Origin of the sequence: Burkholderia latens (assembly GCF_001718795.1) — a bacterium.
Classification (GTDB): domain Bacteria; phylum Pseudomonadota; class Gammaproteobacteria; order Burkholderiales; family Burkholderiaceae; genus Burkholderia; species Burkholderia latens_A.
The window spans coordinates 1,426,395-1,450,012 of record NZ_CP013435.1 but is presented as its reverse complement, the minus strand read 5'-3'; the positions used below and the strand labels follow the sequence as shown (position 1 = coordinate 1,450,012).

Here is a 23,618-nt window from a genome sequence, read left to right as displayed (position 1 = left end):
TTCACCGTTCACGCCCGCCAGAAACGCAACGACCCGACCGGCACACGTACCGATCGGGTCGTTTTTTGATGCGCAGCGATGTGGCGCGACGCGGTCAGCCCGACCGCACCGCATCATCAGCGACGCAGATCAAAGACGTTCTTCGATCCAGCCCTTCACGCCCGCGAGCGCGCCCGGCAGATTCGCCGGATCCGTGCCGCCTGCCTGCGCCATGTCCGGGCGGCCGCCGCCCTTGCCGCCGACCTGCTGCGCGACGAAGTTCACGAGCTCGCCGGCCTTGACCTTCTTGCTCGCGTCCGGCGTGACGCCGGCAATCAGGCTGACCTTGCCGCCTTCGACCGCCGCGAGCACGATTGCCGCGTTCTTAAGCTTGTCCTTCAGCTTGTCGACCGTTTCGCGCAGCGTCTTCGCGTCGGCGCCGTCGAGCGTCGCGGCCAGCACGTACACGCCGCCGACTTCGACGGCCTGCTGCGCGAGCTCGTCGCCCTGGCTCGATGCGAGCTTCGACTTCAGCGCGCCGAGCTCCTTCTCGAGCGCCTTCACCTGGTCCTGCACCTGCGCGATGCGCTGAGTGAGTTCCGACGGCTGCGCCTTCAGCGCGGCCGCGGCTTCGTTCACGCGCGCGTCGAGCTCCTGCACGTAGCGCACCGCGTTGTCGCCGGTGATCGCCTCGACGCGGCGGATGCCGGCCGCGACACCGCCCTCCATCACGATCTTGAACAGGCCGATGTCGCCGGTGCGGTGCACGTGCGTGCCCCCGCACAGTTCGCGCGAGAAGCCGAGGTCGAGCACGCGCACTTCATCGCCGTATTTCTCGCCGAACAGCGCCATCGCACCGCCCTTCACCGCTTCGTCGTACGGCATCACGCGCACGATGCCGGGCGCGTTGGCCAGGATCTCGTCGTTGACGATCTGCTCGACGCGACGGATTTCGTCGTCGGTCATCGGCGCGTTGTGCGCAAAGTCGAAGCGGGTCTTTTCCGCGTCGACGAGCGAGCCCTTCTGCTGCACGTGCGAGCCGAGCACTTCGCGCAGCGCCTTGTGCATCAGGTGCGTTGCCGAGTGGTTGCGCTGCGTGCGCGCACGGCGGTGCGCGTCGATCTCCGCGCGCAGCACGTCGCCGACCTTGAGCGCGCCCTGCTCGAGCGTGCCGTGGTGGCCGATCACGTCGGCCTGCACCTTCAGCGTGTCGGCCACCGCAAAGCGCGTCGCGGCGTTCGCGAGCACACCCTGGTCGCCGACCTGGCCGCCCGATTCCGCGTAGAACGGCGTGTGGTCGAGCACGACGACCGCATCCTGGCCGACCTTCACTTCGTCGACGGCCGAACCGTCGACGTACAGCGCGACGACCTTCGCGTCGTCGAACGCGATTTCCTCGTAGCCGTGGAACGTGGTCTTGGCGCCCGAGTATTCGAGCCCCTGCGTCGCCTTGAACTTGCCGGCCGCGCGCGCCTGCTCGCGCTGGCGCGCCATCGCGTCGTCGAACGCCGGCTCGTCGACCGTCATCCCGCGCTCGCGGCAAACGTCCGCCGTGAGGTCGAGCGGGAAGCCGTACGTGTCGTGCAGCTTGAACGCGAGTTCGCCGTCGAGCACCTTGCCGCCCTTCGCTTCGACCTCGGCGAGCGCCGCCTCGAGGATCGACATCCCGTGCTCGATCGTTTCGAAGAAGCGTTCCTCTTCCTGACGCAGCACGTCGGTCACGCGCTGTTCGGCTTCCTTCAGCTCCGGGTACGCCGCGCCCATCTCGGCGACGAGGTCGGCCACCAGCTTGTGGAAGAACGCGCCCTTGCGGCCGAGCTTGTAGCCGTGGCGGATCGCGCGGCGCACGATCCGGCGCAGCACGTAGCCGCGGCCTTCGTTGCCCGGAATCACGCCGTCGACGATCAGGAACGAGCACGCGCGGATGTGGTCGGCGATCACCTTCAGCGAGTTGTTCGTGAGGTCGGTGATCTCGGTCACGCGCGCGGCGGCCTTGATCAGGTTCTGGAACAGGTCGATCTCGTAGTTGCTGTGCACGTGCTGCAGCACCGCGGCGAGACGCTCGAGGCCCATGCCGGTGTCGACCGACTGCTTCGGCAGGCGCGTCATGTTGCCCTGCGCGTCGCGATTGAACTGCATGAACACGAGGTTCCAGATTTCGATGTAGCGGTCGCCGTCTTCTTCAGGCGACCCCGGCGGCCCGCCCCACACCTCCGGGCCGTGGTCGTAGAAGATTTCGGTACACGGGCCGCACGGGCCGGTGTCGCCCATCGTCCAGAAGTTGTCCGACGCGTAGCGCGCGCCCTTGTTGTCGCCGATCCGGATGATCCGCTCGGTCGGTACGCCGACTTCCTTCGCCCAGATGTCGTACGCCTCGTCGTCTTCCTGATAGACGGTGACCCACAGCTTTTCCTTCGGCAGCTTGTAGACCTCGGTCAGCAGCTCCCATGCGAAGCGGATCGCGTCGTGCTTGAAGTAGTCGCCGAACGAGAAGTTGCCGAGCATCTCGAAGAACGTGTGGTGGCGCGCCGTATAGCCGACGTTTTCGAGGTCGTTGTGCTTGCCGCCGGCGCGCACGCTGCGCTGCGCGGTCGTCGCGCGCGAGTACGGGCGCTGGTCCGTGCCGAGGAAGACATCCTTGAACTGGACCATGCCCGAGTTCGTGAACATCAGCGTGGGGTCGTTACCGGGCACGAGGCTCGACGAGCGGACGATCGTGTGGCCCTTCGATTCGAAGAATTTGAGGAATTTCTCGCGGATTTCGGCAGCTTTCATGGCGTGCGGGGAATGTCTGGCTGAGACGGCTTCAAACGCCGGCCGTCCTCGCGGACGCACGGCGGGCAAATATCGTAAACGGTCGATTATACGATACAGATCGGCGCCTCCGACGGCAGCGGCCCGCCGCGCCGGACGACCCGTATGGGCCACCGGTGCGGCCGATTCGCCTTAAGATGCTCGGCATGCCAATCCGCCTTGCTCCGGCCGGGCGAGCCACGAAAGGAGACGATTCGACGATGGGTGCCCTGAGCCATATCCGCGTGCTGGACCTCACCCGCGTGCTCGCGGGTCCGTGGTGTGCGCAGACGCTTGCCGATTTCGGCGCGGACGTGATCAAGATCGAGCGCCCCGGCGCCGGCGACGACACGCGCCACTGGGGGCCGCCGTACCTGAAGGACGCGGCCGGCGCCGATACGGCCGAGGCCGCGTACTACCTCGCGGCGAACCGCAACAAGCGGTCGGTGACGGTCGACATCGCGACGCCCGAAGGCCAGCAGATCGTGCGTGAGCTCGCCGCGCAATGCGACGTCGTGCTGGAGAACTACAAGGTCGGCCAGTTGAAGAAATACGGGCTCGATTACGAGTCGCTGCGCGCGGTTAAGCCGGACCTGGTCTATTGCTCGGTCACGGGTTTCGGCCAGACCGGCCCGTATGCGCACCGCGCGGGCTACGACTTTATCGTGCAGGGAATCGGCGGCTTCATGAGCATCACCGGCGAACGCGACAGCGAGCCGGGCGGCGGACCGCAGAAAGCCGGCGTCGCGATCGCCGATCTGGCGACGGGCCTCTATTCGACGATCGCGGTGCTCGCCGCGCTCGCGCACCGCGATCGCACGGGCGAAGGCCAGTACATCGACATGGCGCTGCTCGACGTGCAGGTTGCGCTGCTCGCGAACATGAACACCAACTTCCTCGCGAGCGGCAAGCCGCCGGTGCGCTGGGGCAACGCGCATCCGAACATCGTGCCGTATCAGACGTTCCAGACGAGCGACGGCTGGATCATCGTCGCGGTCGGCAACGACGGGCAGTTCCGCAAGTTCGTCGAGGCCGGCGGGCAGCCCGGGCTCGCCGACGACGAACGGTTCGCGACCAATCCGGCGCGCGTGCGCCATCGCGACACGCTGGTGCCGATCCTCGCGGAGATGGTGAAGGCGCGCGGCAAGGCCGACTGGATCGGTGCGCTCGAAGCGGCCGGCGTGCCGTGCGGGCCGATCAACGAACTCGACGAGGTGTTCGGCAACGAACAGGTGATCGCGCGCGGGATGCAGGTGTCGCTGCCGCATCCGTGCGGCGCGGACGTGAAGCTCGTGCGCAATCCGATCCGGATGAGCGCAACGCCGCCCGATGCGCGCACGGCCCCGCCGCTGCTCGGCGCGCAGACCGACGACGTGCTGCGCGACATGCTCGGCTACGACGCCGAGCGCATCGCGGCGCTGAAAGCGAAACAGGCGATCTGACGCTCCCGCGGCTGCCCGTGCGACTCGTCAGGCTGCGACCGCCAGCGCGTCGAGCCAGCCGCGCGCTTGCGGCCAGTCGCCGAGCCCGCTGTCCGCGTTGATGTGCCCGCGCGGGCCGAGATCATGGAATGTGCTGCCCCATGCGTTCGCGCAACCGCGCGCGAACGCGAGCGAGCCGTACGGATCGTCGCTGCTCGCGACCACGCAGGTCGGAAACGGGAGCCGCTCGTGCGGCACCGGCCCGAAGCCGTGTGCGTCCGCAGGAAACGCGGGCCCGGCCGGGTCCGGCAATGCGACGAGCAGCGCGCCGCGCACTTTTTCGAGCGCGGCCGGCCGCGCATAGCGGGTCGCCCACCATGCGGCAGTCAGCGTGCCGAGGCTATGCGCGGCGATCGTCACTGGGCCGGGTGCGGCCTCGACCGCCCGGTCGAGCGCGAGACACCAGCCGTTGCGGAACGCACGGTCCCAGTCGGGCATCGCGATCCGCACGAAACGCGGATCGGCCCGCTCCCAGCGGCTTTGCCAGTGGAGCGGGCCGGAGTTGCCGTAGCCCGGCAGCACGAAAACGAGAGAATCGTTCATGAAGGATTCGTCGACGGAGAATGTGGTTATATGACGTCGACGAAGTGTCGCACACCCGCTCCTCCCTGATGGTGCCTGTCGAATCGCGGAATGGATGTGCGGCGAATCAATGGGTCGCGGCGCGTGCCGAACGCCGCCGCGACGCGCCGGCGCTCATGCGCGCCGGCTGCGATCAGCGCACGCCGGCGCCGACCAGGCCGCCGGCCGCCGCGCCGGCAACCGTGCCGATCGGGCCGCCGGTGATCAGATAGCCGAGCGCGCCGCCCGCGGCCGCGCCGATACCGGCATTACGCTGCGTATGGGTCATCGCGCATGCGCCGAGCTGCGACAAGGCGGCGACGATCACCGCGGTACGAACGAGAAAAGTGGTCTTCTTCATCATGATTGTTGGCGTCCTCCCGCCACGCAACAATTGCGTATGGCGGCATTGAATCGGTAAAGCCATCATAGAAAAACACGAACGCAACCGGCAATCCGATTTACGTCGTGTTACAGCCGACACACTATCGAGATATTGCGACGGACATTGCGGTGCGGCGGCCCGCCGTGCCGCGACCCGCGCGGTCCCGACCCCGGTCAGGTAGAATTACGGGATTAAACCGGCGCGACGCGCCGACACAACCTGACGCCAACCGCATGAGCACCGAACGCAACGACGCCCCCGCGGCTTCCAATTTCATTCGCAACATCATCGACGACGACAACCGCACCGGCAAATGGGGCGGCCGCGTCGAAACGCGCTTCCCCCCCGAGCCGAACGGCTATCTGCACATCGGTCACGCGAAGAGCATCTGCCTGAACTTCAGCGTAGCGCGCGACTATGGCGGCGTGTGCCACCTGCGCTTCGACGACACGAACCCGGAAAAGGAAAGCATCGAGTACGTCGATTCGATCGTCGACGCGGTGCGCTGGCTCGGCTTCGACTGGCGCAAGGAAGCGGTCGATCACCAGTACTTCGCGAGCGACTACTACGACAAGCTCTATGAATTCGCGGAGCTGCTGATCAAGCGCGGCAAGGCGTACGTCGACAGCCAGAGCGCGGAAGAAATGCGCGCGAATCGCGGCTCGCTGACCGAAGGCGGCAAGCCGTCGCCGTTCCGCGACCGCTCGCCCGAGGAAAACCTCGACCTGTTCCGCCGGATGAAGGCCGGCGAGTTCAAGGAAGGCGAGCACGTGCTGCGCGCGAAGATCGACATGGCGTCGCCGAACATGAACATGCGCGACCCGGTGATCTACCGGATCCGCTACGCGCATCACTACCGCACCGGCGACGCGTGGTGCGTGTATCCGATGTACGACTACACGCACTGCATTTCGGATGCGCTCGAAGGCATCACGCACTCGCTGTGCACGCTCGAGTTCGAGGACCATCGCCCGCTGTACGACTGGGTGCTGAACGAGCTCGCGGATGCCGGCGTGTTCACGCGTCCGCTGCCGCAACAGATCGAATTTTCGCGCCTGAACCTCACCTATGCGATCACCAGCAAGCGCAAGCTGCTGCAGCTCGTCACCGAAGGGCACGTCGACGGCTGGGACGACCCGCGCATGCCGACGATCGTCGGGATCCGCCGGCGCGGTTTCACGCCCGAGAGCATCCATCTGTTCTGCGAGCGGATCGGCGTGACGAAGGTCGATTCGTGGATCGACATGAGCGTGTTCGAAGGCGCGCTGCGCGACGACCTCGACGACAAGGCGCCGCGTTCGGTCGCCGTGCTGGACCCGCTGAAGCTCGTGATCGACAACTATCCTGAGGACCTCGAGGAAGCGTGCACGGCGCCCGTGCATCCGCACCACCCGGAGCGCGGCGTGCGCACGTTCCCGATCTCGCGCGAGCTGTGGATCGAGCGCGACGACTTCGTCGAGAACCCGCCGAAGGGCTATTTCCGCCTGTTCCCGGGCAACAAGGTGCGCCTGCGCTACGGCTACGTGATCGAGTGCACCGGCTTCGACAAGGACGCCGACGGCAACGTGACGGCCGTGCACTGCAGCTACTTCCCGGACAGCAAGTCGGGCACCGAAGGCGCGAACAACTACAAGGTCAAGGGCAACATCCACTGGGTCAGCGCGAAGCATGCGCAGCCGGCGGAAGTGCGAATCTACGACCGGCTGTTCAAGGAGCCGCACCCGGACGCTGGCGGCGCGAATTTCCTCGACGCGCTGAATCCGGATTCGAAGAAGATCACGCAGGCGTTCGTCGAACCGGGGGCCGGCGACGTCGCGCCGGAAACGCGGCTGCAGTTCGAGCGTCACGGCTATTTCGTTGCCGACCGGGTCGATTCGAAACCGGGCAAGCCCGTGTTCAACCGCATCGTCGGGCTGCGCGACAGCTGGGGCAAGCCGGCCTGACGGCATGAGAACCGGGGCGCGCGTCGTCGACCATCGCGTTCCCGCATGCAAACCGGCGCGAGCCGTGAAGCCGTTCAGTCATGCGCTGAACGGCTTTGTCTTATATGAATTCAATATCTTTAGTACTTTGCGTAGCACGCTTTAGTACTTGACCTATTTCGTTGCTCTGACGCCCTCGCGAAAATATCGGCTGCCATCAACTAATGGAATCGCAACATGCGTGCAGCCAATATTCTGTGCCTCACCCTGATTCTCTTCGTGCCGCTAAAGGGCTGGGCCCTGGAGTGCTTCGAAGACGGAAGCAACGCCGTCACGACGACGACCACACTGCCCGCCGATCTGTACATTCTGGCATCGACGCCCGACAACACGCTCATTTGGCAATCCCCGACTTTTACTCGGACCTTCGGATGCTTTTCCGGCGTGAAAGAGGAGGTCATGATCTGGGTCAATCCGTCGAAGGCAAAGCCCGCCACCGGAGCGGAAGTGGGCCTCGTCGTCAACGGAAAAACCTACACGCAATCGAGTGGAGCGATTCCTACCGGCTATACGGTACCGGCCAACGGGAAAAGCGTTGTCAAGCTCAATTACTCCCTCGTTCTGCTCCGAAAAGGTACTGGCAGCACGTCAGGCTCGACGACGCTGAACAGTTATGGCGTCTTTCAGCTTGATGGCATCGGCGGCGTGAACGCGACGCCCAGCCGAAATTTCCGGCATTTGATCAGCGGCACCGTGAAGTTCACGCGAGGCACGTGCTCGCTGCGCGCCGGCGACGACAACAGAACGGTGCCCCTGCCAAGGGTCGTGACGCAAAAACTCCCGGCCGTCGCGGGCACCGCCGGACGCGTTCCGTTCTCGCTCCAGGTACAGAACTGCGACGTCGGCGTGAAGGGTGCGTCCTTCACGTTCTCGGGCACGCCCGATTCGAACGACACGAACGCATTCGCCAACACCGGGACTGCCCGGGGCATCGCCGTCTATCTGCGCAACGCCGACGGCAACAAGCTCATTCGTCCGACAGGACAGGAAGGCAACGTCGCGCCGGTTTCGGCCAACGTCGGCAAACTCGCGCTCAATGCGGAATACGTGGTGACACGTCCTACCGTAAATCCCGGCACGGTCAGGGCACTGGCAACGTTCGGGATCACGTACCAGTAGCGCACTGCGCCAACCGCCGGCGTCACACGTGCATCAAGCGCCGGTGCAGGTCCGCGAGCGGCAGCGTCGTGCGAAACAGCCGCGCGAGGCTGCGGCTCGCATATGCGTCGACATCGGCAGGCGCCGTCCATCGATACGCGTCCATCTCGGGAATGAGCGAACCGTCGCGGCGGCTCGGGAACAGTGACGTGCACGTGCAGCGGGCGGGATCGATCTCGTCGTCCGCAACCTGCACCGCGAACAGGTGCAGATCCTTGTCGTGACGGTACGCGAAGCGGCCGAGATCGATCAGCCGCGCAGCATCCAGCTCGATGCCGGTTTCCTCGCGCAACTCGCGCAACGCCGCTTCGGCCGGCGTCTCGCCTGGCTCGCCCTGCCCCTTCGGGATGTCCCAGTGCGTGGTGTCGGTCGCATGCGCGAGGAACACGCGACCGGCGCCGTCGAGCATCACGACGCCGCACGACACCGTGCGCGGCGCACCGCTGCGCTTCATCGCACCCGTGCTCAGCGCTTCTGCAGCTGCCACTTGCCCGCGGCGGTCTTGCAATACACCGGCTTGAGCGTCATCGTCTGGCCCTTCGCAGCAATCTCGGTCGCGATCTCGCGGCAGGTCTTGCCGTCGCTGTCGGTCGTCGACGGCGTGAGCTTCGCGTCGATCTGCGTGCCGCTGCGGCTGCTCTGCCACGTCGTGGTCTCGCCGTCCTTGCCTTCGTCGCGCGCCTGCGCGACGGCCTTGGTCAGCGACGCACGATCGGCCTTGCTGAAATAGGTGAGCGGCGTATCGTTCAGAAAGCCCAAATTGCTTTGCGCGTGAACGGGCAGCAGCGCGACTGCGCACGCGGCGCCGGCCAGCACGCGCGTGACGACGGAAAGGGATGCACGCATCGACATGTGTTGTTCTCCTTGGATATTCGATCGAACGGCGCGGCACGCGGCCGGGGAGCCGGCGGCCGGCAATCCGGCGGCCGGCGCTCCGGCGGCCGGCGCTCCGGCACGCGCCACGCCCGTCAGCGAGCGAGCATAGCATGCGTGCCGCAAGGACCGCGCGCTAGTGCGCCGCCGGCGCAGCCGCCGCTTGATATCCGTCGGTCAACGTGTTCAGGAACGCGATCACGTCCTTGATCTCGGCCGCGTTCAGCGCCGGCGCATCGCCGGGCTTGCGGTCGAACGGCGGCTCGCGGTTGATGTTCGGCCAGTAGCGCTTGGGCAAGTCGTCGTAGATCTGCACCTTGCCGTGCACGACCGGGTAGAACTTCTCCGGATGGATGTCGCGCTCGGCGTAGAAGCGCATCACGTCCTCGAGCGAGTGATACACGCCATTGTGGAAGAACGTCTTGCGCAGCGCGACGTTGCGCAGCGACGGCGTGCGGAACAGCCCGCAGAATTCGTCGCGGCCCTTCAGGTCGGTCCGCTCGGGGCCGCACGCGCCGAGATCGTGGAAGCGCGGATCGCGATTGACCGGCAGCGCGCGGTTGCGCGGCACCGCGATCGCGATCAGCCCGAAATCGCTGAACTGCGGCGGGCCGCCCTCGAGCGTGCGCTGGCTCACGTGGCAGCTCGCGCAGTTGCCCTTCTTCTCGTCGTTGAACAGCTGCAGTCCGTGCAGCTCTGCCGGCGTGAGCTGCGCGCGGCCTGCCAGATAGGCGTCGTACTTGCTCGTGTACGGATCGAACAATGCAGGCTGTTGCTGGAATGCGTCGAGCGCGCGCAGCACCGCGCCGAACGTCGCCTGGTCGTCGGCCAGCACCTGATCGCCGAACGCCTTGCGGAATGCGTCGGCATACGGCGCCGCGCGAACCGCCTTCGCCACGCGTGCCGGCGAGCTGCTCATCTCGAACGGCGACGTCAGCGGAATGCGCGCCTGCGCATCGCGCGTGTCGACGCGGCCATCCCAGGTCAGGCCGCCGGTCGGCCCCGCGTCGATGCTTTCGTCGCCTTCGTCAGGCGAATCGTGGAAGTGCTCGCTGAATGGCGGAATGCCGCGCAGATACTTCAACGACGGCACAGCGCGAAAGCCGGTACGGTGCATGTCGTCGCCGCCGAGCTGCACCGATAGCGCGTTCGGCGGCCCGAATGCATGCTCTGCGCTATGGCAAGACGCGCACGCGAGCTTGCCGGAGCCGGACAGCGACGGATCGAAAAACAGCTGCTTGCCGAGTGCCGTCATCTGCTTCACGCCCTCGAACACCTGCGCGCGCGTTTGCGGCTGGCCGGCAGGCGCGACCGCCGGGGCTGCGGGCGCGGCCTGAACCGCCGGCACGACGGACGCAATCGACGCACTCGCGGCAGGCCGGGCATCGCAACCGGCAAGCGCCCCGAGTCCGGCAGCGAGTGCCAGCGTGGCCATGGCCGGGATCAGCGTTCGCGCGGACGCGAAGGGTTTCGGAAGGCTGGGCATCGTCGTTCTTCTTGTAGCGGTGGGCAATCGGCCGGAGCTTATGTCAGTTCCATGACCGTTCAATGACGTTCCACCGACAGTCAATTGAAAGCGCCCCTACACCCGGCTGTCAAATCGGTTCCAGATAATGCGCGCAGCCGGGCGGTACCGCGAGGTTCGCGCGCCGGCCCTCCCGCCACCCGGTTCCCACGCGCGACCAACGACGAATGAGAGAGAACATCGCATGAAGAAGCACGCCTGGATTCGCTACACGCCGGTCGCACTTGCGGCCGCGCTCAGCCTGACCGCCTGCGGCGGCGACGATGTCACGCAGCAGGGCCTGTCGGCCGTCAAGAACGTCGTCGTGATCTACGCGGAAAACCGCAGCTTCGACAACCTGTACGGCAACTTCCCCGGCGCGAACGGCCTGCAGAATGCGACGGCCGCGAACTCTGTGCAGAAGGATCGCGACGGCTCGACGATGGCGACGCTGCCGAAGGTCTGGGGCGGGCTGACCGCGACCGGCATCACGCCGGCGGTGACCGAGGCGATGACGGCGAACCTGCCGAACGCGCCGTTCGCGATCGACGATCCGAACGGCTTCAACCAGTCGATGAGCATCGCGACGCGCGACATCGTGCACCGCTTCTACCAGGACCAGATGCAGATCAACGGCGGCAAGAACGACATGTACGCCGCGTGGACCGATGCGGGCGGACTGACGATGGGCCACTACACGCCGGACCCGTCGAAGCTGCCGCTGTGGAAGATCGCGCAGCAGTACGTGCTCGCCGACAACTTCTTCATGGGCGCGTTCGGCGGGTCGTTCCTGAACCACCAGTACCTGATCTGCGCGTGCGCACCGTACTACCCGAACGCCGACAAGAGCCCGGCGGCCGGCAAGATCGCCGTGCTCAACGCCGACGGCAAGTCGCTTAAGGTCGCGACGAACTCGCCGGCCTCCGCGCTCAGCGGCCCGCCGAAGTTCGTCAACGACGGCGCGCTGACGCCGGACTTCTACGGCGTCAACACGATGCAGCCGGCGTATCAGCCGAGCGGCAACAAGGCGGCCGCAGGCGGCGACCCGCTGCTCGCCGACCCCGCCAACCCGTCGACGATGCCGCCGCAGACGGCGACCAACATCGGCGACCTGATGACCAACGCCGGCGTGTCGTGGGCGTGGTACTCCGGCGCGTGGGGCCAGGCGCTGCAGGCGAGCCAGAACGGCACGTCGAACGTGATCTACGGCGCCGACCTGTCGACGCCGAACTTCCAGCCGCATCATCAGCCGTTCAACTACTTCGCGAACCAGGCGCCGGGCACCGCGAGCCGCGCGCAGCACCTGCTCGACGGCGGCGCGAACGGCGCCGAGTTCATCAAGGCGATCGACGCCGGCACGCTGCCGCAGGTGGCGTTCTACAAGCCGCAGGGCAATCTGAACGAGCACCCGGGCTATACGGACGTGACGTCCGGCGACCAGCACATCGCCGACGTAATCGCGCACCTGCAAGCGAGCCCGCAGTGGAAGAACATGGTCGTCATCGTCACGTACGACGAAAACGGCGGCTTCTGGGATCATGCTGCGCCGCCGACCGCCGATCGCTGGGGTCCGGGCACGCGCATTCCGGCGCTGATCGTGTCGCCGTTCGCGAAGAAGGGTTTCGTCGATCACACGCAGTACGACACGGGCTCGATCCTGCGCTTCATCACGCGCCGCTTCTCGCTGCCGCGCCTGCCCGGCCTGCAGCAACGCGACGACGCGCTGAAGGCGAACGGCGCGCAGCCGATGGGCGACCTGACGAACGCGCTCGCGCTGTCGCCGAACCTGTAATCGCATCATCGCCATCGTCGCGAACGGGCCGGCCACGCCGCCGGCCCGCGCAGACCAGGGCGGCCCCGCAGTTCAGCGGGCCGCCCTTTTTTCATCGCAGTTGCGCGTCGCCGCGCGGCGCAATCACCACCCGTACTTCAGCTCGACGCCGACGTAGTCCGCGTTGTGTCCGCCCGCCTGCCGGATCGCGTCGCCGACCTGGAAATGCACAGCCTCGACCGCGCCGATCAGGTTCGCGGCGATCGTCCAGTCCGCACGCAGCTGCACGTACATGCCCGTCCATAGACCGCCCTTGCCCGCCGTGCCCGGCACCGCGACGTTCGGCTGCTGATATACGGCATCGCCCGTCGTCTCGCGCCACTGGAAACCGAGCGCCGCGAGCAGCGACAGGTTCGCCGACGGCTTCAGCGTCACCGACGGCTTCACGTGAATCAGGTTCGCGTAGCTCGTGTAGCCCGCGAGCGTGAAGTAGTAGCCGTTCGGGAACAGCGGATTGAAGGTGCCGATGCGGCCGTCGTGCGGATGCCGATCGCCCGACGCCGCATCGACCTGCAGCGCGATGCGCGGCAACCACGGTGCGTCGAGCCTGTAGCCGGCGATCGAGCCGACCGCCCACGCGCTGATGGTCGCGTTGCCGACGGTGCCGGTTTGCAGCATCGTTTCGAGATCCCAGTCGAAACGGCCGTGCGTGCCCGTGTAGCGAACGTCCCATACGTCGCGATGCTCGGGGCCGCTCGCATCGAGAAACCGCGCTCGGCTGCGGTTGTAGCGCGACCAGTAGCCGGACAGGTCGCCGGGCCCGACCGACTGCCGCTCGAAGCGCAAGCCGCTGAACGTGAGATCGCGGTTCGACACGTCGTCGAAATCGGACGCATTGCGGTTTTGCACCGGTTGCGTCGCGTAGCCGATGAAGCGCCACTTGCCATATTCGTAGTCGGCCCACACCGCATCGAACGCCTGGCGCACGTTCGGGCCGTCACGCGCGGCGATGAAGCGCTGCAGGTCGAATGCCATCTCCTGCCGGCCGACGCGGAACTTGAACGTGCCGCCGCCGAGCGCGCCCGTGTAGGTCGCGAACGCCTGTTCGAGATCGAGCGGGTTCTTGTCGACCGCCGTGATCGTGTTCTTTCCGAACGCGCGGTCGTCCTGCAACTGTACGAAGAACTGCCAGTGCTGGCCGAGATGCGCATCGGCATGGACCTCGACGCGCTGAATCAGGTACGTATCCGATTGCGCCGAGCCGATGCCGAACAGCGGCGCGTCGTTGGTTTCCAGCCGCTCGCGAAGGTTGACGCCCAGCGATAGGTAGGATGAAGGATCGTTGCCGAGCCGGATGTATTTCAACCCGTCGAGCGGCGCGCGCGCCACGCATGGATTTGCAAGCACCGACCAGTCTTCCTGCCAGCGGTTGAACAGCACCGTCGGCCGCTTGGCGGTGCAGGCGGTGGCGGGTGCGGTGGCGGGTGCGGGTGTGGTGGCGGTTGTGGTGTCGGGTGTCGTTGGCGGCGGCGATGCGGCCGCCGCTTGCGCGAACGCGGCATCACCGGTGAACAGCAGCGCCATGGCGATCGATACGCGTGCGGCCCGCTCGAAGCCGCCAGCGCCGTAGTGCCTGGGCCAGACCACGGTCATGCGCGCTCCTGCGCGGCGGCGCCCGCCGCCTGCGCCGCACCGAGCGCGAGCACCACGAGTGCGCCGACCGGCACGAGCAGCGCCAGAAACCCGGCGTACCGGAACCCGAGCGCGCCGCATGCGGCGCCGAGCGCGAACGCGACGATAGCCGGCAGCATCTTGCCGAAACGGGCTCGCGCGGCCGCTCGGGCGTTTTCCGCGGTACCGGGCGACAGCATGTCGACGACGTCGAGAATCGCCTGCGTCACGTTGCCGGTCATCACCGTGTTCGGCACGCCGCCCGCCCGCGCGATCACGCGCGGATGCGCGTTTTGCACGCCCATCGCGAACGTGCCGACAATGCCGGCCACGAGCGCCGGCAGGCTGTCGGGATGCGTGACGGGCGTCGCCCACACGCCGGCCGCGCAGAATCCGAGCAGCAGCACCGCCTGCACCGTGTGCAGCACGCGCGTGCCCTGCCATGCGGGCCGGCCCGACAGCGATCGCGCGATTACGCTCGCGGCGATCACGCCGCACACGAACGCCGGAAACACGCTCAGTTTCAGCACGACGCCCTGACCGAAGCCCGCGATGCCCGCGCCGATCAGCACGAAGTTGCCCGTCACGTGCGCGGTGAACAGCCCGAACAACGCGACGAAGCTCAACGTGTCGACGAAGCCGGCGACTGCGGCAAGAATCGTGTCCTCGTGCTTCATCGCGCCGCGCCCGCGTGGATCTCGGCGACGTAGCCGCCGGGGAACTGCACGAGCGCCGCATCGCGGCCGTCCGATGCGAACGGCGGCACGAGCACGGTTACGCCGGCCGCTTCGGCCCGCTTCAGCGTCGCCGCGAGATCGGGCACCTCGTAGCCGGTCATCTCGCGGCCGAACGGATACGGCAGGTGACCGTCGGTGACTAGCACGGTCATCTTGCCGAAACCCGATTCGATCCGGATCCGGCGGTACGTATCGTTCGGCCGGCCGATTTCGATGCCGGGCGCCTTCGGGTTGTCGGACACCACTTTGCCCTTCGAGAACTTGACGAAGTCGTGCACGAACTTGCGTACGCTTTGCGGCGACACATAGACGCGATTCTCGGGAATGGTCTGCAGCGCGTCGTAATTCGGCGCCTGCGTGTGCCAGTACAGCTGCATGTTCACGCCGCCCGCCCACATGATGATCGCATCGCGCCCGATCGGATCGGGGAACGTGTCGACGATCACATCGGCACCGTGCTCACGCGCCGACTTCACCGCGACGTCCATGTCGGTGACGAGATAGCCGGTGCGCTCGGAGCAGAACGGGTACGGGATCGGCGTCTTGAAGCCGAACACCGAAATCGTGCCGGCTGGCGTCAGCACGAGCTGCGACATCGTCTGGCTCGGCGTCGGCGTGACCTGGAACACGCCCTGCTTCGATTTCTTGCCGCCGAACGTCGCGACGAAGCTGTCGGTGAAGCGGTCGAAGTCCTCCGGCGCGACGCACACGTGCGTCGTGTCGTACTGCGGACCGACGGCCACCGTCGGCGCGACCGCCGGCGGCACCGGCGGTTTCGCGAACGCCACCGGCACGGCCAGGCCGCCCGCGAGCATCGCGGCGATCAGTATTGAGCGAATGGATTTCATCAACGAATTTCCTGTGGGTTGCATCGTCATCGAATGGAGCGGCCATCATCGGCCGATTGCCGCGCATCGTCGAGTACGGTCGCGAGCACGAGTGCCGCGATCAGCCCGAGATGCTCGAAAAAGCTGTTCAGCGCGATGAAATGATCGACGCCCGAGCGGTTCCAGAAATCGTTCGCCACGATCATCGCGACGAGCGTCAGCATGCCGAGACTGCCGGCGCCGAGCCATGTGAAGCGGCGAAACACCACGCACAGCGAACCGGCGATCTCGACCGCGATCGCCAGCGCCGCCCAAAGCGCGGCTGGATGCAAGCCGAAGTGCGCCTGCTCCGCCACTGCGCCGTTGAAATCGAGCGCCTTCGCGACGCCGCCGAGCAGATAGGCGGACACCAGCGCGAGACGCACGAGCGGCAGCACCCACGGCTGCGACAGCAGTGCGCGAACCCACGCCGGAGTGCCGTAGGCGATACGCGCCGTCATGTCAGACGGCCCAGCACGAACAGCCGAACGCGCCCCAGAAGCCCTTCGCGTCCGACGTCGGCAGCGCGCTTGCCCAAGCGCTCGCGTGCGCATGCTGGTGAACGTTGCATGCATTGGCGCAGCCGCACATCGCGGCGGCCGCCGCGCGTTGCAGCGGTGCACCGTTACGCTGCGTCGCGCCCCAGCCGCCATAGCCGCCGTATGCGCGCACCGGCGACCAGTCCGGCATCGCGGGCGGAATCGGCGCGTCGTGCGGCTCGAACGGCCCCGCACCCCACACGATCTTCCCGCCCACCACCGTCAGCAACGCCGTCGTGCCGGCGATATCGTCCTCCGCACATGTGAAGAAGTCGCGATCCGGGACCATCAGGTCGGCAAGCTGCCCGACCGCGATCCGTCCTTTCTTGCCTTCCTCGTTCGAAAACCACGTGACGTACTCGGTCCACATCCGCAGCGCGGTTTCGCGATCCAGCAGGTTGCGCTGCGGATACATGCGCATCCCGCCGACCGTCTTGCCCGTCACCAGCCATGCAAGCGACACCCACGGGTTGTACGACGCGACGCGCGTCGCGTCGGTGCCGGCCGATACCTTCAGCCCCTTGCCGAGCATCTTCGCGACCGGCGGCGTCGCCTCCGCGGCCTGCGCGCCGTAGCGCTCGACGAAGTACTCGCCCTGGTAGGCCATCCGGTGCTGCACCGCGACGCCGCCGCCGAGCGCGGCGATCCGGTCCATCGACTTCTCGGTGATCGTTTCCGCGTGATCGAAGAACCAGTTCAGCCCTTCAAGCGGGATGTCCTTGTTGACCTTCTCGAACACGTCGAGCGCGCGGCTGATGGTTTCGTCATACGTCGCGTGCATGCGCCACGGCCAGCGGTTTTCCGCGAGCACGCGCACGACGCCTTCCAGATCGTCCTCCATCTGCTCGGGCAGATCCGGACGCGCGACGCGGAAGTCTTCGAAGTCGGCCGCCGAAAACGCCAGCATCTCGCCCGCGCCGTTGTTGCGGAAGTAATCGGTGCCGTCGTGATACTTGACGCTCTTCGTCCAGTTCACGAAGTCTTCCTTCTCCGCGTTCGGCTTCTGCGTGAACAGGTTGTATGCGATCCGGATCGTCATCTCGCCCGCATCGTGCAGCTTGCGGATCACTTCGTAATCGTCGGGGTAATTCTGCGAGCCGCCGCCCGCGTCGATCACGCCGGTCACGCCGAGCCGGTTCAGCTCGCGCATGAAGTGGCGCGTCGAGTTGTACTGATACTCGAACGGCAGCTTCGGACCCTTCGCGAGCGTCGCGTAAAGGATCGTCGCGTTCGGATTCGCGAGCAGCAGGCCGGTCGGGTTGCCTGCGGCATCGCGAAGGATTGTCCCGCCCGGCGGCTCGGGCGTGTCCTTCGTATAGCCGACCACGCGCAGCGCGGCCGCGTTCAGCAGCGCGCGATCGTACAGGTGCAGGATGAACACCGGCGTGTCGGGTGCAACCGCATTGAGCTCGTCGATCGTCGGCAGCCGTTTCTCCACGAACTGATGCTCGGTGAAGCCGCCGACCACGCGCACCCACTGCGGCGCCGGCGTGATCGCGACCTGCTGCTTCAGCATCTCCATCGCGACGGCGAGCGAGGGCACGCCGTCCCAGCGCAGCTCCATGTTGTAGTTCAGGCCGCCGCGAATCACGTGGCAGTGGTTGTCGATCAGACCGGGCAGCACGCCGCGGCCGCCGAGATCGACGACCTTCGTCGCGCGGCCCGCGAGCGGCATCACCTCCGCTTCGCTGCCGACGGCGACGAAGCGCCCGGCGGCAATCGCGACCGCGGTTGCAACGGGGTTCGCGCGGTCGAGCGTCGTGATGCGCCCGTTGTGCAGGATCAGATCCGGTTGAATGTCGGTTGCGCTCATTCGCGTGTCCTCGATGCGGTCAGAAGCCGAGCCAGTGACGCACGGGCCCGACGGCCTGCGCGCCGATCAGCATCCCGGCGAGGCCGATCAGCGCGACCAGCGGCGGCGCTGGCGAGCGCACCTTGATCACGCTGTACACGACACCGATCAGCACGCCGGCAGCCAACGACGATAGATAAGATTCCATAACGATATTTCTCCCGGCCGGATTAGAATGACCCGCATCGCATCGGCCGCATGCTGCGCTTCGCTGCCTTCGCCTTCACTCCGCTTCCCCGTCATTTCGTCCGACCATGCAACACCTTCCTGATCTCGAAGCCTGGGCCATCTTTGCGCGCGTCGCGGAGACCGGATCGTTCGCGAAAGCCGCCGACTCGCTCGGCGTGTCGCAACCGACCGTGTCGAAGGCGATCGGGCGCCTCGAAAAGCGCCTCGGCGCGATGCTGCTGTACCGCACGTCGCGCAAGCTGTCGCTCACGCCGACCGGCGAGTTGCTGCGCGACCGCGCGATCCGCCTGCTCGCCGATGCCGAACTGATCGAGAACGAGGCGTCCGCGCAAGCACTCGAACCGCACGGCCTCGTGCGGGTAAACGCGCCGATGTCGTTCGGGCTGCGCCACCTGTCGCCGGTGCTGCCCGCGTTTCTCGAACGCTATCCGCGCGTCGACATCGATCTCGTGCTGACCGACCACATCGTCGACATCGTATCCGGCGGCTTCGACGTCGCGATCCGCATCGCCGAACTGACCGATTCGTCGCTGCGTTCGCGCCGCCTGTGCGCGGTGCGCCGGCCGCTCGTCGCGTCGCCCGCATATCTCGAGCGGCGCGGCCGCCCCGCGCATCCGCGTGAGCTCGAGCAGCACGTATGCCTCACATACACGAACCTGCCAACGCCCGAACACTGGAGGTTCCGCCATCCGGCATCCGGCGAGGATTTCGGCGCGAACGTGCACGGCCGGGTCCGCACCAATAACGCCGACGTGATCCTCCCCGCGCTCGTCGCCGGTCACGGCCTCGCGCTCCAGCCCGAATTCCTCGTATGGGACGCGCTGCAGCGCGGCGAGCTCGAGGAAGTGATGTGCGACTGGAAGATCGCCGACATCAACGTGAACCTCGTCACGCCGCCCGGCATGCTGCGCGCCGCGCGCGTGACGGTGCTGCTCGATTTCCTCGCCGGACACTTCGCGCGCGCGCCATGGGCGCTGCCGGCGGCCTGAGCGCGTCGCGGGCGGCGCGCAAGCGGCCCGCCCGCGCAATCGCGCACTACGCGGCGCGCCCGTTACTTGGCCGGCACCGGCGCGATCGACTCGTGCGGCGTCGCGGTGCGCGGCGCCGCCTTGTGGACCATCGTGTACGCGTAGTCGACGCCCATCCCGTACGCGCCCGAGTGCTCCTTCACGAGCGTCATCACCGCGTCGTACGTATCGCGGCGCGCCCAGTCGCGCTGCCACTCGAGCGCGACCTGCTGCCACGTCACCGGCACGACCCCCGCCTGCACCATCCGCTGCATCGCGAAATCGTGCGCGGCCTGCGACGTACCGCCCGACGCGTCGGCCACCATGTAGATCTCGTAGCCGCCCTCGAGCATCGCGCACAGCGCGAACGTCGTATTGCAGACTTCGGTCCACAGGCCCGACACGACGACCTTCTTGCGGCCGTTCGCGGCCAGCGCGTCGCGCACCTTCTGGTCGTCCCACGAGTTCATCGACGTGCGTTCGAGCGTCTTCTGGTTCGGGAACACGTCCAGCAGTTCGGGGAACGTGTGGCCGGAGAAGCTCTCGCTCTCGACTGTCGTAATCGTCGTCGGGATGTTGAATGCCCTCGCCGCCTTGGCGAGCCCGACGACGTTGTTCTTCAGCGTCTGACGATCGATCGACTGCACGCCGAACGCCATCTGCGGCTGCTGGTCGATGAAGATCAGCTGGCTGTTCTGCGGAGTCAGTACTTCAAGTTTCGGGTTGCTCATCGCGCATCCAGTCCTGTGAACGGAAAAAGGGAGGCCTGCCTCGACCGGCAAAACGGGAGGCGCCTGAGGTACGTCGCGCCGGATCGCACTCCGGCTTGAAGTATTTAAGCCGCAAACGCGCGGCGCGAACACCCAAGAAACGGAATCGATGCGATTCCCGCCACGACGGCAGTTCATGCTCGCCCGCTCTTTTTTTCTTCACGCAAACCCGATACGCTTTCAAAACTTTGACGGTGCCGTTCCGGTGCCGCTCGGCCATCACGAGGCGCACCACCATGAAACCGTATGTCCTCTCGCTGCTCGCCGGCGTGCTCGCCGGCGTCATCTACGGCGCGATCGGCGTGAACTCGCCCGCGCCGCCGATCATCGCGCTCACCGGCCTGCTCGGCATGCTGGCCGGCGAACAGATCCTGCCGGTCGCGCGGCGCATGCTCGCCGGCCACCGGTTGAACGCCGCATGGCGCGACGCGAAGTGCAGCCAGCACATGTTCGGCGCGCTGCCGGGCGGCAGCACGAACGAACGCAAGCCGTCATGATGCGCCAACGACCGCTGCGCCGCGCATGAGCAACGTCGAGCTGTTCCACTATCTGCTGTTGTTGATCTGCGGCGCCGGCGCCCTCACGTGGCTCGCCGAACGCGCATCGATTCCGCCGGCCGTCGTGCTGCTGCTCGGCGGCTGCGTGGTGGCCGTCGCCGGCAAGCGCGTGCCCGACATGGATCCGGCGCTGCTGCTGGCGGCCGTGTTGCCCCCGCTGCTGATGTCGAGCGGCTTCTACACCGCGTGGAAGGAGTTCAGGCACGAGCTCGCATCGATCGCGTCGCTCGCGCTCGGCGCGGTCGCGTTCACGACGGTCGCGGTCGCGCTCGCCGTGCACGCCGTGAATCCGGCATTGCCTTGGGCCGCGTGCTTCACGCTCGGCGCGATCGTGTCGCCGCCCGACGCGGTCGCCGCGAAAGCGATCCTGCAGCGCCATCCGCTGCCGGCGAGGCTCGTCGCGGTGCTTGAAGGTGAAAGCCTCGTCAACGATGCGTCGGGCCTGCTGTTGTACCAGATGGCAGTGTCGGCCGCGCTCGCGGTCACGATCACGCCCGCGAGTGCGACGGGGCTGTTCTTTTCGCTGACGCTGATCGGCATCGCAGTCGGCCTCGCATGCGGCCATGCGATGTGCTGGGTACTGCAGCGCCTGCGCGAGCCGATGCTCGGCATCGTCGTCACGTTCGCGATGGCGTGGGGCAGCTACGGGATCGCGGAAGCCGTGCACGGCTCGGGCGTGCTGTCGGTGGTCACCTGCGGCCTCGTGCTCGGCGTGCGCCAGCATCGCGTGTTCGACGCCGACATGCGGATCAAGGCGAAGGCGACGTGGGAAGCGATCGTGTTCGTGCTCGACGCGCTCGTGTTCATCCTGATCGGCCTCGCGCTGCATGCGATCCTCGCGGGCGTGAACCAAGAAGGCGCGGTGCTGATGGCCGGCCTGCGCGTCGCACTGCCGGCCACCGCCGCCGCCATTGCCGCGCGGCTCGTGTGGGTGTTCGTCGCGATGTGGCTGCCCGGCCGCCTGCGCGCGCGGCGCGCGGGCCATGCGCCGTGGTCGTGGCGCGAGGCCGTCGTGCTCGGCTGGTCCGGCATGCGCGGCGTCGTCAGCCTCGCGGCCGCGATCGCGCTGCCCGGCACTTTCCCCGGGCGCGACCTGATCCTGTTCAGCACGTTCCTGCTGATCATCGCGACGCTCGTCGTGCAAGGCGGCACGCTCGCACCGCTGATCCGCGTGATGAAGCTTCGCCCGGCAACGCGGCACACGATGTCCGAGCACGCGGTGCGCGCGCATACGTTCGGCGCGGCACTTGCCGAACTCGATGCGCGCGAGCAGCGCGGCGCCGGCCTCGAACGCGCGTCGCTCGACCGGCTGCTGACCGAATACCGGAGCCGCGTCGCATTCAACGAACGGGCGCATCGCGACGGCGCGGAGCCCGCGGACGTGCGCGCGCGGATGCTGCGCGTCGAACTCGAGCTGGTCGGCGTGTCGCGCAGCGCCCTGCTCGACCTGCATCGCGACGGCCGGGTCGACGACGCGGTGCTGCACCGCATAGAATCCGAGCTGGACTTCGAGGAGCTGCGGCTGCAGCGGCTGCTCGAACCGTAATTCGCGGGCATGCGCGGCCCCTGCCGGCCGCGTGCCCCTTCTCTTGCCCAATGGAATTGCCATGAGCGAACTCACCGTCGAAGCGAGCATCGGCTCGGTCGATTACCTCGTCCACTTCACCGACGGCGTCCATCAGTGGCGCGCCGACGAACCGGCTGCGCTCGGCGGCGGCGACACCGCACCGACACCGGTCGCGCTGCTGCTGTCGAGCCTCGGCGCATGCACCGCGATCACGCTGAAGATGTACGCGCAGCGCAAAGGCTGGCCGCTTGCCGAGGTGCACGTGAAGCTCGCGCACGAATCGGGCAGCGCGGGCAGCACGATCGTGCGCCGCATCACGCTGGACGGCGACCTGTCGGACGAGCAGCGCGAGCGCCTGCTCCAGATCGCGAACGCATGCCCGGTGCACAAGATCCTCACGCACCCGATCGCGATCGACACGGCCATCGCGTGACGCATCGCTCCTGACCACGATACAGCCCACCATGTCCGCATCGATCAAGACCCTGCTCACGCCGCGCGAGAGCGACATCGGCAACCTCGTCGTGCGCCGCGTGCTGCCCGCGCGCGCCGCGCGCCTCGTCGGCCCGTTCATTTTCTTCGACGAGATGGGGCCGGCCGTGCTGCCGGCCGGCCGCGGCATCGACGTGCTGCCGCATCCGCACATCGGTCTCGCAACCGTCACCTACCTGTTCGACGGCACGCTGATGCATCACGACAGCCTCGGCTATCGGCAGAAGATCGTGCCCGGCGACGTGAACTGGATGACGGCCGGCCGCGGCATCGTCCATTCGGAGCGATCGCCGGACGAGGATCGCCCGCGCGAGCAGCCCGTCCACGGGATCCAGACCTGGGTCGCGCTGCCGGTCGAGCACGAGGACACCGCCCCTGCGTTCGCGCATCATGCAGCCGATACGCTGCCGTCGTTCACGCGCGACGGTGCGACCGTGCGCGTGATCGCGGGCACGGCGTTCGGGCTCACGTCGCCGGTGGACGTGTTCTCGCCGACGCTCTATGCGTACGCGGAATTCACAGCGGGCGGGCGGCTTGCGCTCGACGCCGAACACGATGAACGCGGCGTGTACCTCGTCGACGGCGACCTCGCGATCGACGGCACGCCGCTCGCAACTTCGACGATGGCCGTGCTCGAACCGGGCGGGACCGTGACGTTCGACAGCGCGCACGGTGCGCGCGTGATGCTGCTTGGCGGCGCGCACCTGCCGGGCGAGCGGTTCATCGAATGGAATTTCGTGTCGAGCGAACGCGCGAAGATCAACGCCGCCCGCAATGCATGGGCTGCGCAGACCTTCGGCAAGGTGCCGGGCGAGGAACATGAATGGACGCGCCAGCCGGAGCGCCGCGCGCAGTAAACCGGTCGGTTCATCGACGCACGACGG

Annotated in this window: 23 protein-coding genes; 9 read left to right on the top strand and 14 right to left on the bottom strand. The window is 67.1% G+C overall.

Annotated elements, in window-relative coordinates:
• Positions 1 to 129: 129 nt before the first annotated feature.
• A complete protein-coding gene (gene alaS / locus WK25_RS06870; protein ID WP_069241287.1) occupies positions 130 to 2,754 on the bottom strand; it encodes an alanine--tRNA ligase in 2,625 nt (874 codons plus the stop codon).
• Positions 2,755 to 2,993: 239 nt separating this feature from the next.
• Here alaS and WK25_RS06865 point away from each other — a divergent pair, with 239 nt between their 5' ends.
• A complete protein-coding gene (locus WK25_RS06865; protein WP_040143970.1) occupies positions 2,994 to 4,214 on the top strand; it encodes a CaiB/BaiF CoA transferase family protein in 1,221 nt (406 codons plus the stop codon).
• Positions 4,215 to 4,241: 27 nt separating this feature from the next.
• Here the strand turns inward: WK25_RS06865 and WK25_RS06860 are convergent, their stop codons facing one another.
• Together WK25_RS06860 and WK25_RS06855 are read right to left on the bottom strand one after the other, a co-directional pair.
• Complete coding sequence (locus WK25_RS06860) at positions 4,242 to 4,796, bottom strand: RBBP9/YdeN family alpha/beta hydrolase (protein ID WP_040143969.1); 555 nt, start codon at positions 4,794 to 4,796, stop codon at positions 4,242 to 4,244.
• Positions 4,797 to 4,968: 172 nt separating this feature from the next.
• Complete coding sequence (locus WK25_RS06855; RefSeq protein WP_006476248.1) at positions 4,969 to 5,178, bottom strand: ornithine acetyltransferase; 210 nt, start codon at positions 5,176 to 5,178, stop codon at positions 4,969 to 4,971.
• Positions 5,179 to 5,432: 254 nt separating this feature from the next.
• On the opposite strand from WK25_RS06855, the gene WK25_RS06850 reads away from it, so the two are divergent.
• Both WK25_RS06850 and WK25_RS06845 read left to right on the top strand, forming a co-directional pair.
• Positions 5,433 to 7,142 (top strand): glutamine--tRNA ligase/YqeY domain fusion protein, encoded by a 1,710-nt coding sequence (locus WK25_RS06850; protein WP_069241286.1) that lies wholly within the window; start codon positions 5,433 to 5,435, stop codon positions 7,140 to 7,142.
• Between the two features lie 216 nt (positions 7,143 to 7,358).
• Positions 7,359 to 8,300 (top strand): fimbrial protein, encoded by a 942-nt coding sequence (locus WK25_RS06845; RefSeq protein ID WP_069241285.1) that lies wholly within the window; start codon positions 7,359 to 7,361, stop codon positions 8,298 to 8,300.
• A gap of 22 nt (positions 8,301 to 8,322) precedes the next feature.
• Here WK25_RS06845 and WK25_RS06840 read toward each other — a convergent pair whose 3' ends face one another.
• The 3 genes from WK25_RS06840 to WK25_RS06830 all read right to left on the bottom strand — a co-directional run bounded on the left by WK25_RS06840 (position 8,323) and on the right by WK25_RS06830 (position 10,698).
• Positions 8,323 to 8,793 carry an NUDIX hydrolase gene (locus WK25_RS06840; RefSeq protein WP_059547560.1) on the bottom strand — a complete coding sequence of 157 codons (471 nt, stop codon included), beginning with the start codon at positions 8,791 to 8,793 and terminating at the stop codon, positions 8,323 to 8,325.
• An 11-nt stretch (positions 8,794 to 8,804) separates the two neighbouring features.
• Entirely contained in the window at positions 8,805 to 9,191 is a 387-nt protein-coding gene (locus WK25_RS06835) for an RT0821/Lpp0805 family surface protein (protein WP_059547493.1), read from the bottom strand.
• 157 nt (positions 9,192 to 9,348) lie between these two features.
• On the bottom strand, positions 9,349 to 10,698 hold the full coding sequence (locus WK25_RS06830; protein ID WP_069241284.1) for a cytochrome-c peroxidase: 1,350 nt from the start codon (positions 10,696 to 10,698) through the stop codon (positions 9,349 to 9,351).
• 223 nt (positions 10,699 to 10,921) lie between these two features.
• Here WK25_RS06830 and WK25_RS06825 point away from each other — a divergent pair, with 223 nt between their 5' ends.
• Positions 10,922 to 12,508 carry an acid phosphatase gene (locus WK25_RS06825; protein WP_040143964.1) on the top strand — a complete coding sequence of 529 codons (1,587 nt, stop codon included), beginning with the start codon at positions 10,922 to 10,924 and terminating at the stop codon, positions 12,506 to 12,508.
• A gap of 123 nt (positions 12,509 to 12,631) precedes the next feature.
• On the opposite strand, the gene WK25_RS06820 is transcribed toward WK25_RS06825, so the two are convergent.
• Genes WK25_RS06820 through WK25_RS06795 form a run of 6 tightly spaced genes read right to left on the bottom strand, consistent with a single transcriptional unit; the run spans position 12,632 to position 18,300 of the window.
• Positions 12,632 to 14,140 (bottom strand): alginate export family protein, encoded by a 1,509-nt coding sequence (locus tag WK25_RS06820; RefSeq protein WP_069241283.1) that lies wholly within the window; start codon positions 14,138 to 14,140, stop codon positions 12,632 to 12,634.
• Positions 14,137 to 14,835 carry a YoaK family protein gene (locus tag WK25_RS06815; RefSeq protein ID WP_059547487.1) on the bottom strand — a complete coding sequence of 233 codons (699 nt, stop codon included), beginning with the start codon at positions 14,833 to 14,835 and terminating at the stop codon, positions 14,137 to 14,139. Before WK25_RS06815 ends, WK25_RS06820 begins: the two co-directional genes overlap by 4 nt.
• Positions 14,832 to 15,743 (bottom strand): VOC family protein, encoded by a 912-nt coding sequence (locus WK25_RS06810; protein ID WP_069241282.1) that lies wholly within the window; start codon positions 15,741 to 15,743, stop codon positions 14,832 to 14,834. The genes WK25_RS06815 and WK25_RS06810 overlap by 4 nt, the downstream gene beginning before the upstream one ends.
• 26 nt (positions 15,744 to 15,769) lie before the next feature.
• A complete protein-coding gene (locus WK25_RS06805) occupies positions 15,770 to 16,222 on the bottom strand; it encodes a DoxX family protein (RefSeq protein WP_069241281.1) in 453 nt (150 codons plus the stop codon).
• A gap of 1 nt (position 16,223) precedes the next feature.
• Positions 16,224 to 18,113, bottom strand: a complete 1,890-nt coding sequence (locus WK25_RS06800; RefSeq protein WP_069241280.1) for an amidohydrolase — start codon at positions 18,111 to 18,113, stop codon at positions 16,224 to 16,226.
• Positions 18,114 to 18,132: 19 nt separating this feature from the next.
• Positions 18,133 to 18,300: a DUF1427 family protein gene (locus WK25_RS06795; protein WP_040143958.1), complete on the bottom strand. Its 168-nt coding sequence runs from the start codon at positions 18,298 to 18,300 to the stop codon at positions 18,133 to 18,135.
• Positions 18,301 to 18,406: 106 nt separating this feature from the next.
• On the opposite strand from WK25_RS06795, the gene WK25_RS06790 reads away from it, so the two are divergent.
• Complete coding sequence (locus tag WK25_RS06790) at positions 18,407 to 19,330, top strand: LysR family transcriptional regulator (RefSeq protein ID WP_040143957.1); 924 nt, start codon at positions 18,407 to 18,409, stop codon at positions 19,328 to 19,330.
• Positions 19,331 to 19,392: 62 nt separating this feature from the next.
• Here WK25_RS06790 and WK25_RS06785 read toward each other — a convergent pair whose 3' ends face one another.
• The gene (locus WK25_RS06785; protein ID WP_040143956.1) at positions 19,393 to 20,079 is read right to left on the bottom strand and encodes a hydrolase; all 687 of its coding nucleotides are present in this window, start codon (positions 20,077 to 20,079) and stop codon (positions 19,393 to 19,395) included.
• Positions 20,060 to 20,356 carry a hypothetical protein gene (locus tag WK25_RS31145; protein WP_156432090.1) on the bottom strand — a complete coding sequence of 99 codons (297 nt, stop codon included), beginning with the start codon at positions 20,354 to 20,356 and terminating at the stop codon, positions 20,060 to 20,062. The genes WK25_RS06785 and WK25_RS31145 overlap by 20 nt, the downstream gene beginning before the upstream one ends.
• Here WK25_RS31145 and WK25_RS06780 point away from each other — a divergent pair.
• The 4 genes from WK25_RS06780 (at position 20,355) to WK25_RS06765 (ending at position 23,591) form a co-directional block, all read left to right on the top strand.
• The gene (locus WK25_RS06780) at positions 20,355 to 20,615 is read left to right on the top strand and encodes a XapX domain-containing protein (protein WP_040143955.1); all 261 of its coding nucleotides are present in this window, start codon (positions 20,355 to 20,357) and stop codon (positions 20,613 to 20,615) included. The genes WK25_RS31145 and WK25_RS06780 overlap by 2 nt on opposite strands.
• Positions 20,616 to 20,640: 25 nt before the next feature.
• Positions 20,641 to 22,221, top strand: a complete 1,581-nt coding sequence (locus WK25_RS06775; protein WP_040143954.1) for a Na+/H+ antiporter — start codon at positions 20,641 to 20,643, stop codon at positions 22,219 to 22,221.
• A gap of 61 nt (positions 22,222 to 22,282) precedes the next feature.
• Complete coding sequence (locus tag WK25_RS06770) at positions 22,283 to 22,675, top strand: OsmC family protein (RefSeq protein WP_040143953.1); 393 nt, start codon at positions 22,283 to 22,285, stop codon at positions 22,673 to 22,675.
• A gap of 31 nt (positions 22,676 to 22,706) precedes the next feature.
• The gene (locus tag WK25_RS06765; RefSeq protein ID WP_069241279.1) at positions 22,707 to 23,591 is read left to right on the top strand and encodes a pirin family protein; all 885 of its coding nucleotides are present in this window, start codon (positions 22,707 to 22,709) and stop codon (positions 23,589 to 23,591) included.
• Positions 23,592 to 23,618: the final 27 nt, after the last annotated feature.

What these genes read in the sequence shown, in the direction of transcription:
- WK25_RS06820 (WP_069241283.1), bottom strand. Translation starts at nt 14,140, where the DNA reads ATGACCGTGGTCTGGCCCAGGCACTACGGCGCTGGCGGCTTCGAGCGG.
- WK25_RS06845 (WP_069241285.1), top strand. Translation starts at nt 7,359, where the DNA reads ATGCGTGCAGCCAATATTCTGTGCCTCACCCTGATTCTCTTCGTGCCG.
- WK25_RS06835 (WP_059547493.1), bottom strand. Translation starts at nt 9,191, where the DNA reads ATGTCGATGCGTGCATCCCTTTCCGTCGTCACGCGCGTGCTGGCCGGC.
- WK25_RS06855 (WP_006476248.1), bottom strand. Translation starts at nt 5,178, where the DNA reads ATGATGAAGAAGACCACTTTTCTCGTTCGTACCGCGGTGATCGTCGCC.
- WK25_RS06815 (WP_059547487.1), bottom strand. Translation starts at nt 14,835, where the DNA reads ATGAAGCACGAGGACACGATTCTTGCCGCAGTCGCCGGCTTCGTCGAC.
- WK25_RS06795 (WP_040143958.1), bottom strand. Translation starts at nt 18,300, where the DNA reads ATGGAATCTTATCTATCGTCGTTGGCTGCCGGCGTGCTGATCGGTGTC.
- alaS (WP_069241287.1), bottom strand. Translation starts at nt 2,754, where the DNA reads ATGAAAGCTGCCGAAATCCGCGAGAAATTCCTCAAATTCTTCGAATCG.
- WK25_RS06865 (WP_040143970.1), top strand. Translation starts at nt 2,994, where the DNA reads ATGGGTGCCCTGAGCCATATCCGCGTGCTGGACCTCACCCGCGTGCTC.
- WK25_RS06775 (WP_040143954.1), top strand. Translation starts at nt 20,641, where the DNA reads ATGAGCAACGTCGAGCTGTTCCACTATCTGCTGTTGTTGATCTGCGGC.
- WK25_RS06860 (WP_040143969.1), bottom strand. Translation starts at nt 4,796, where the DNA reads ATGAACGATTCTCTCGTTTTCGTGCTGCCGGGCTACGGCAACTCCGGC.
- WK25_RS06770 (WP_040143953.1), top strand. Translation starts at nt 22,283, where the DNA reads ATGAGCGAACTCACCGTCGAAGCGAGCATCGGCTCGGTCGATTACCTC.
- WK25_RS06790 (WP_040143957.1), top strand. Translation starts at nt 18,407, where the DNA reads ATGCAACACCTTCCTGATCTCGAAGCCTGGGCCATCTTTGCGCGCGTC.
- WK25_RS06765 (WP_069241279.1), top strand. Translation starts at nt 22,707, where the DNA reads ATGTCCGCATCGATCAAGACCCTGCTCACGCCGCGCGAGAGCGACATC.
- WK25_RS06850 (WP_069241286.1), top strand. Translation starts at nt 5,433, where the DNA reads ATGAGCACCGAACGCAACGACGCCCCCGCGGCTTCCAATTTCATTCGC.
- WK25_RS06840 (WP_059547560.1), bottom strand. Translation starts at nt 8,793, where the DNA reads ATGAAGCGCAGCGGTGCGCCGCGCACGGTGTCGTGCGGCGTCGTGATG.
- WK25_RS06780 (WP_040143955.1), top strand. Translation starts at nt 20,355, where the DNA reads ATGAAACCGTATGTCCTCTCGCTGCTCGCCGGCGTGCTCGCCGGCGTC.
- WK25_RS06805 (WP_069241281.1), bottom strand. Translation starts at nt 16,222, where the DNA reads ATGACGGCGCGTATCGCCTACGGCACTCCGGCGTGGGTTCGCGCACTG.
- WK25_RS06810 (WP_069241282.1), bottom strand. Translation starts at nt 15,743, where the DNA reads ATGAAATCCATTCGCTCAATACTGATCGCCGCGATGCTCGCGGGCGGC.
- WK25_RS06830 (WP_069241284.1), bottom strand. Translation starts at nt 10,698, where the DNA reads ATGCCCAGCCTTCCGAAACCCTTCGCGTCCGCGCGAACGCTGATCCCG.
- WK25_RS06800 (WP_069241280.1), bottom strand. Translation starts at nt 18,113, where the DNA reads ATGAGCGCAACCGACATTCAACCGGATCTGATCCTGCACAACGGGCGC.
- WK25_RS06825 (WP_040143964.1), top strand. Translation starts at nt 10,922, where the DNA reads ATGAAGAAGCACGCCTGGATTCGCTACACGCCGGTCGCACTTGCGGCC.
- WK25_RS06785 (WP_040143956.1), bottom strand. Translation starts at nt 20,079, where the DNA reads ATGAGCAACCCGAAACTTGAAGTACTGACTCCGCAGAACAGCCAGCTG.
- WK25_RS31145 (WP_156432090.1), bottom strand. Translation starts at nt 20,356, where the DNA reads ATGGTGGTGCGCCTCGTGATGGCCGAGCGGCACCGGAACGGCACCGTC.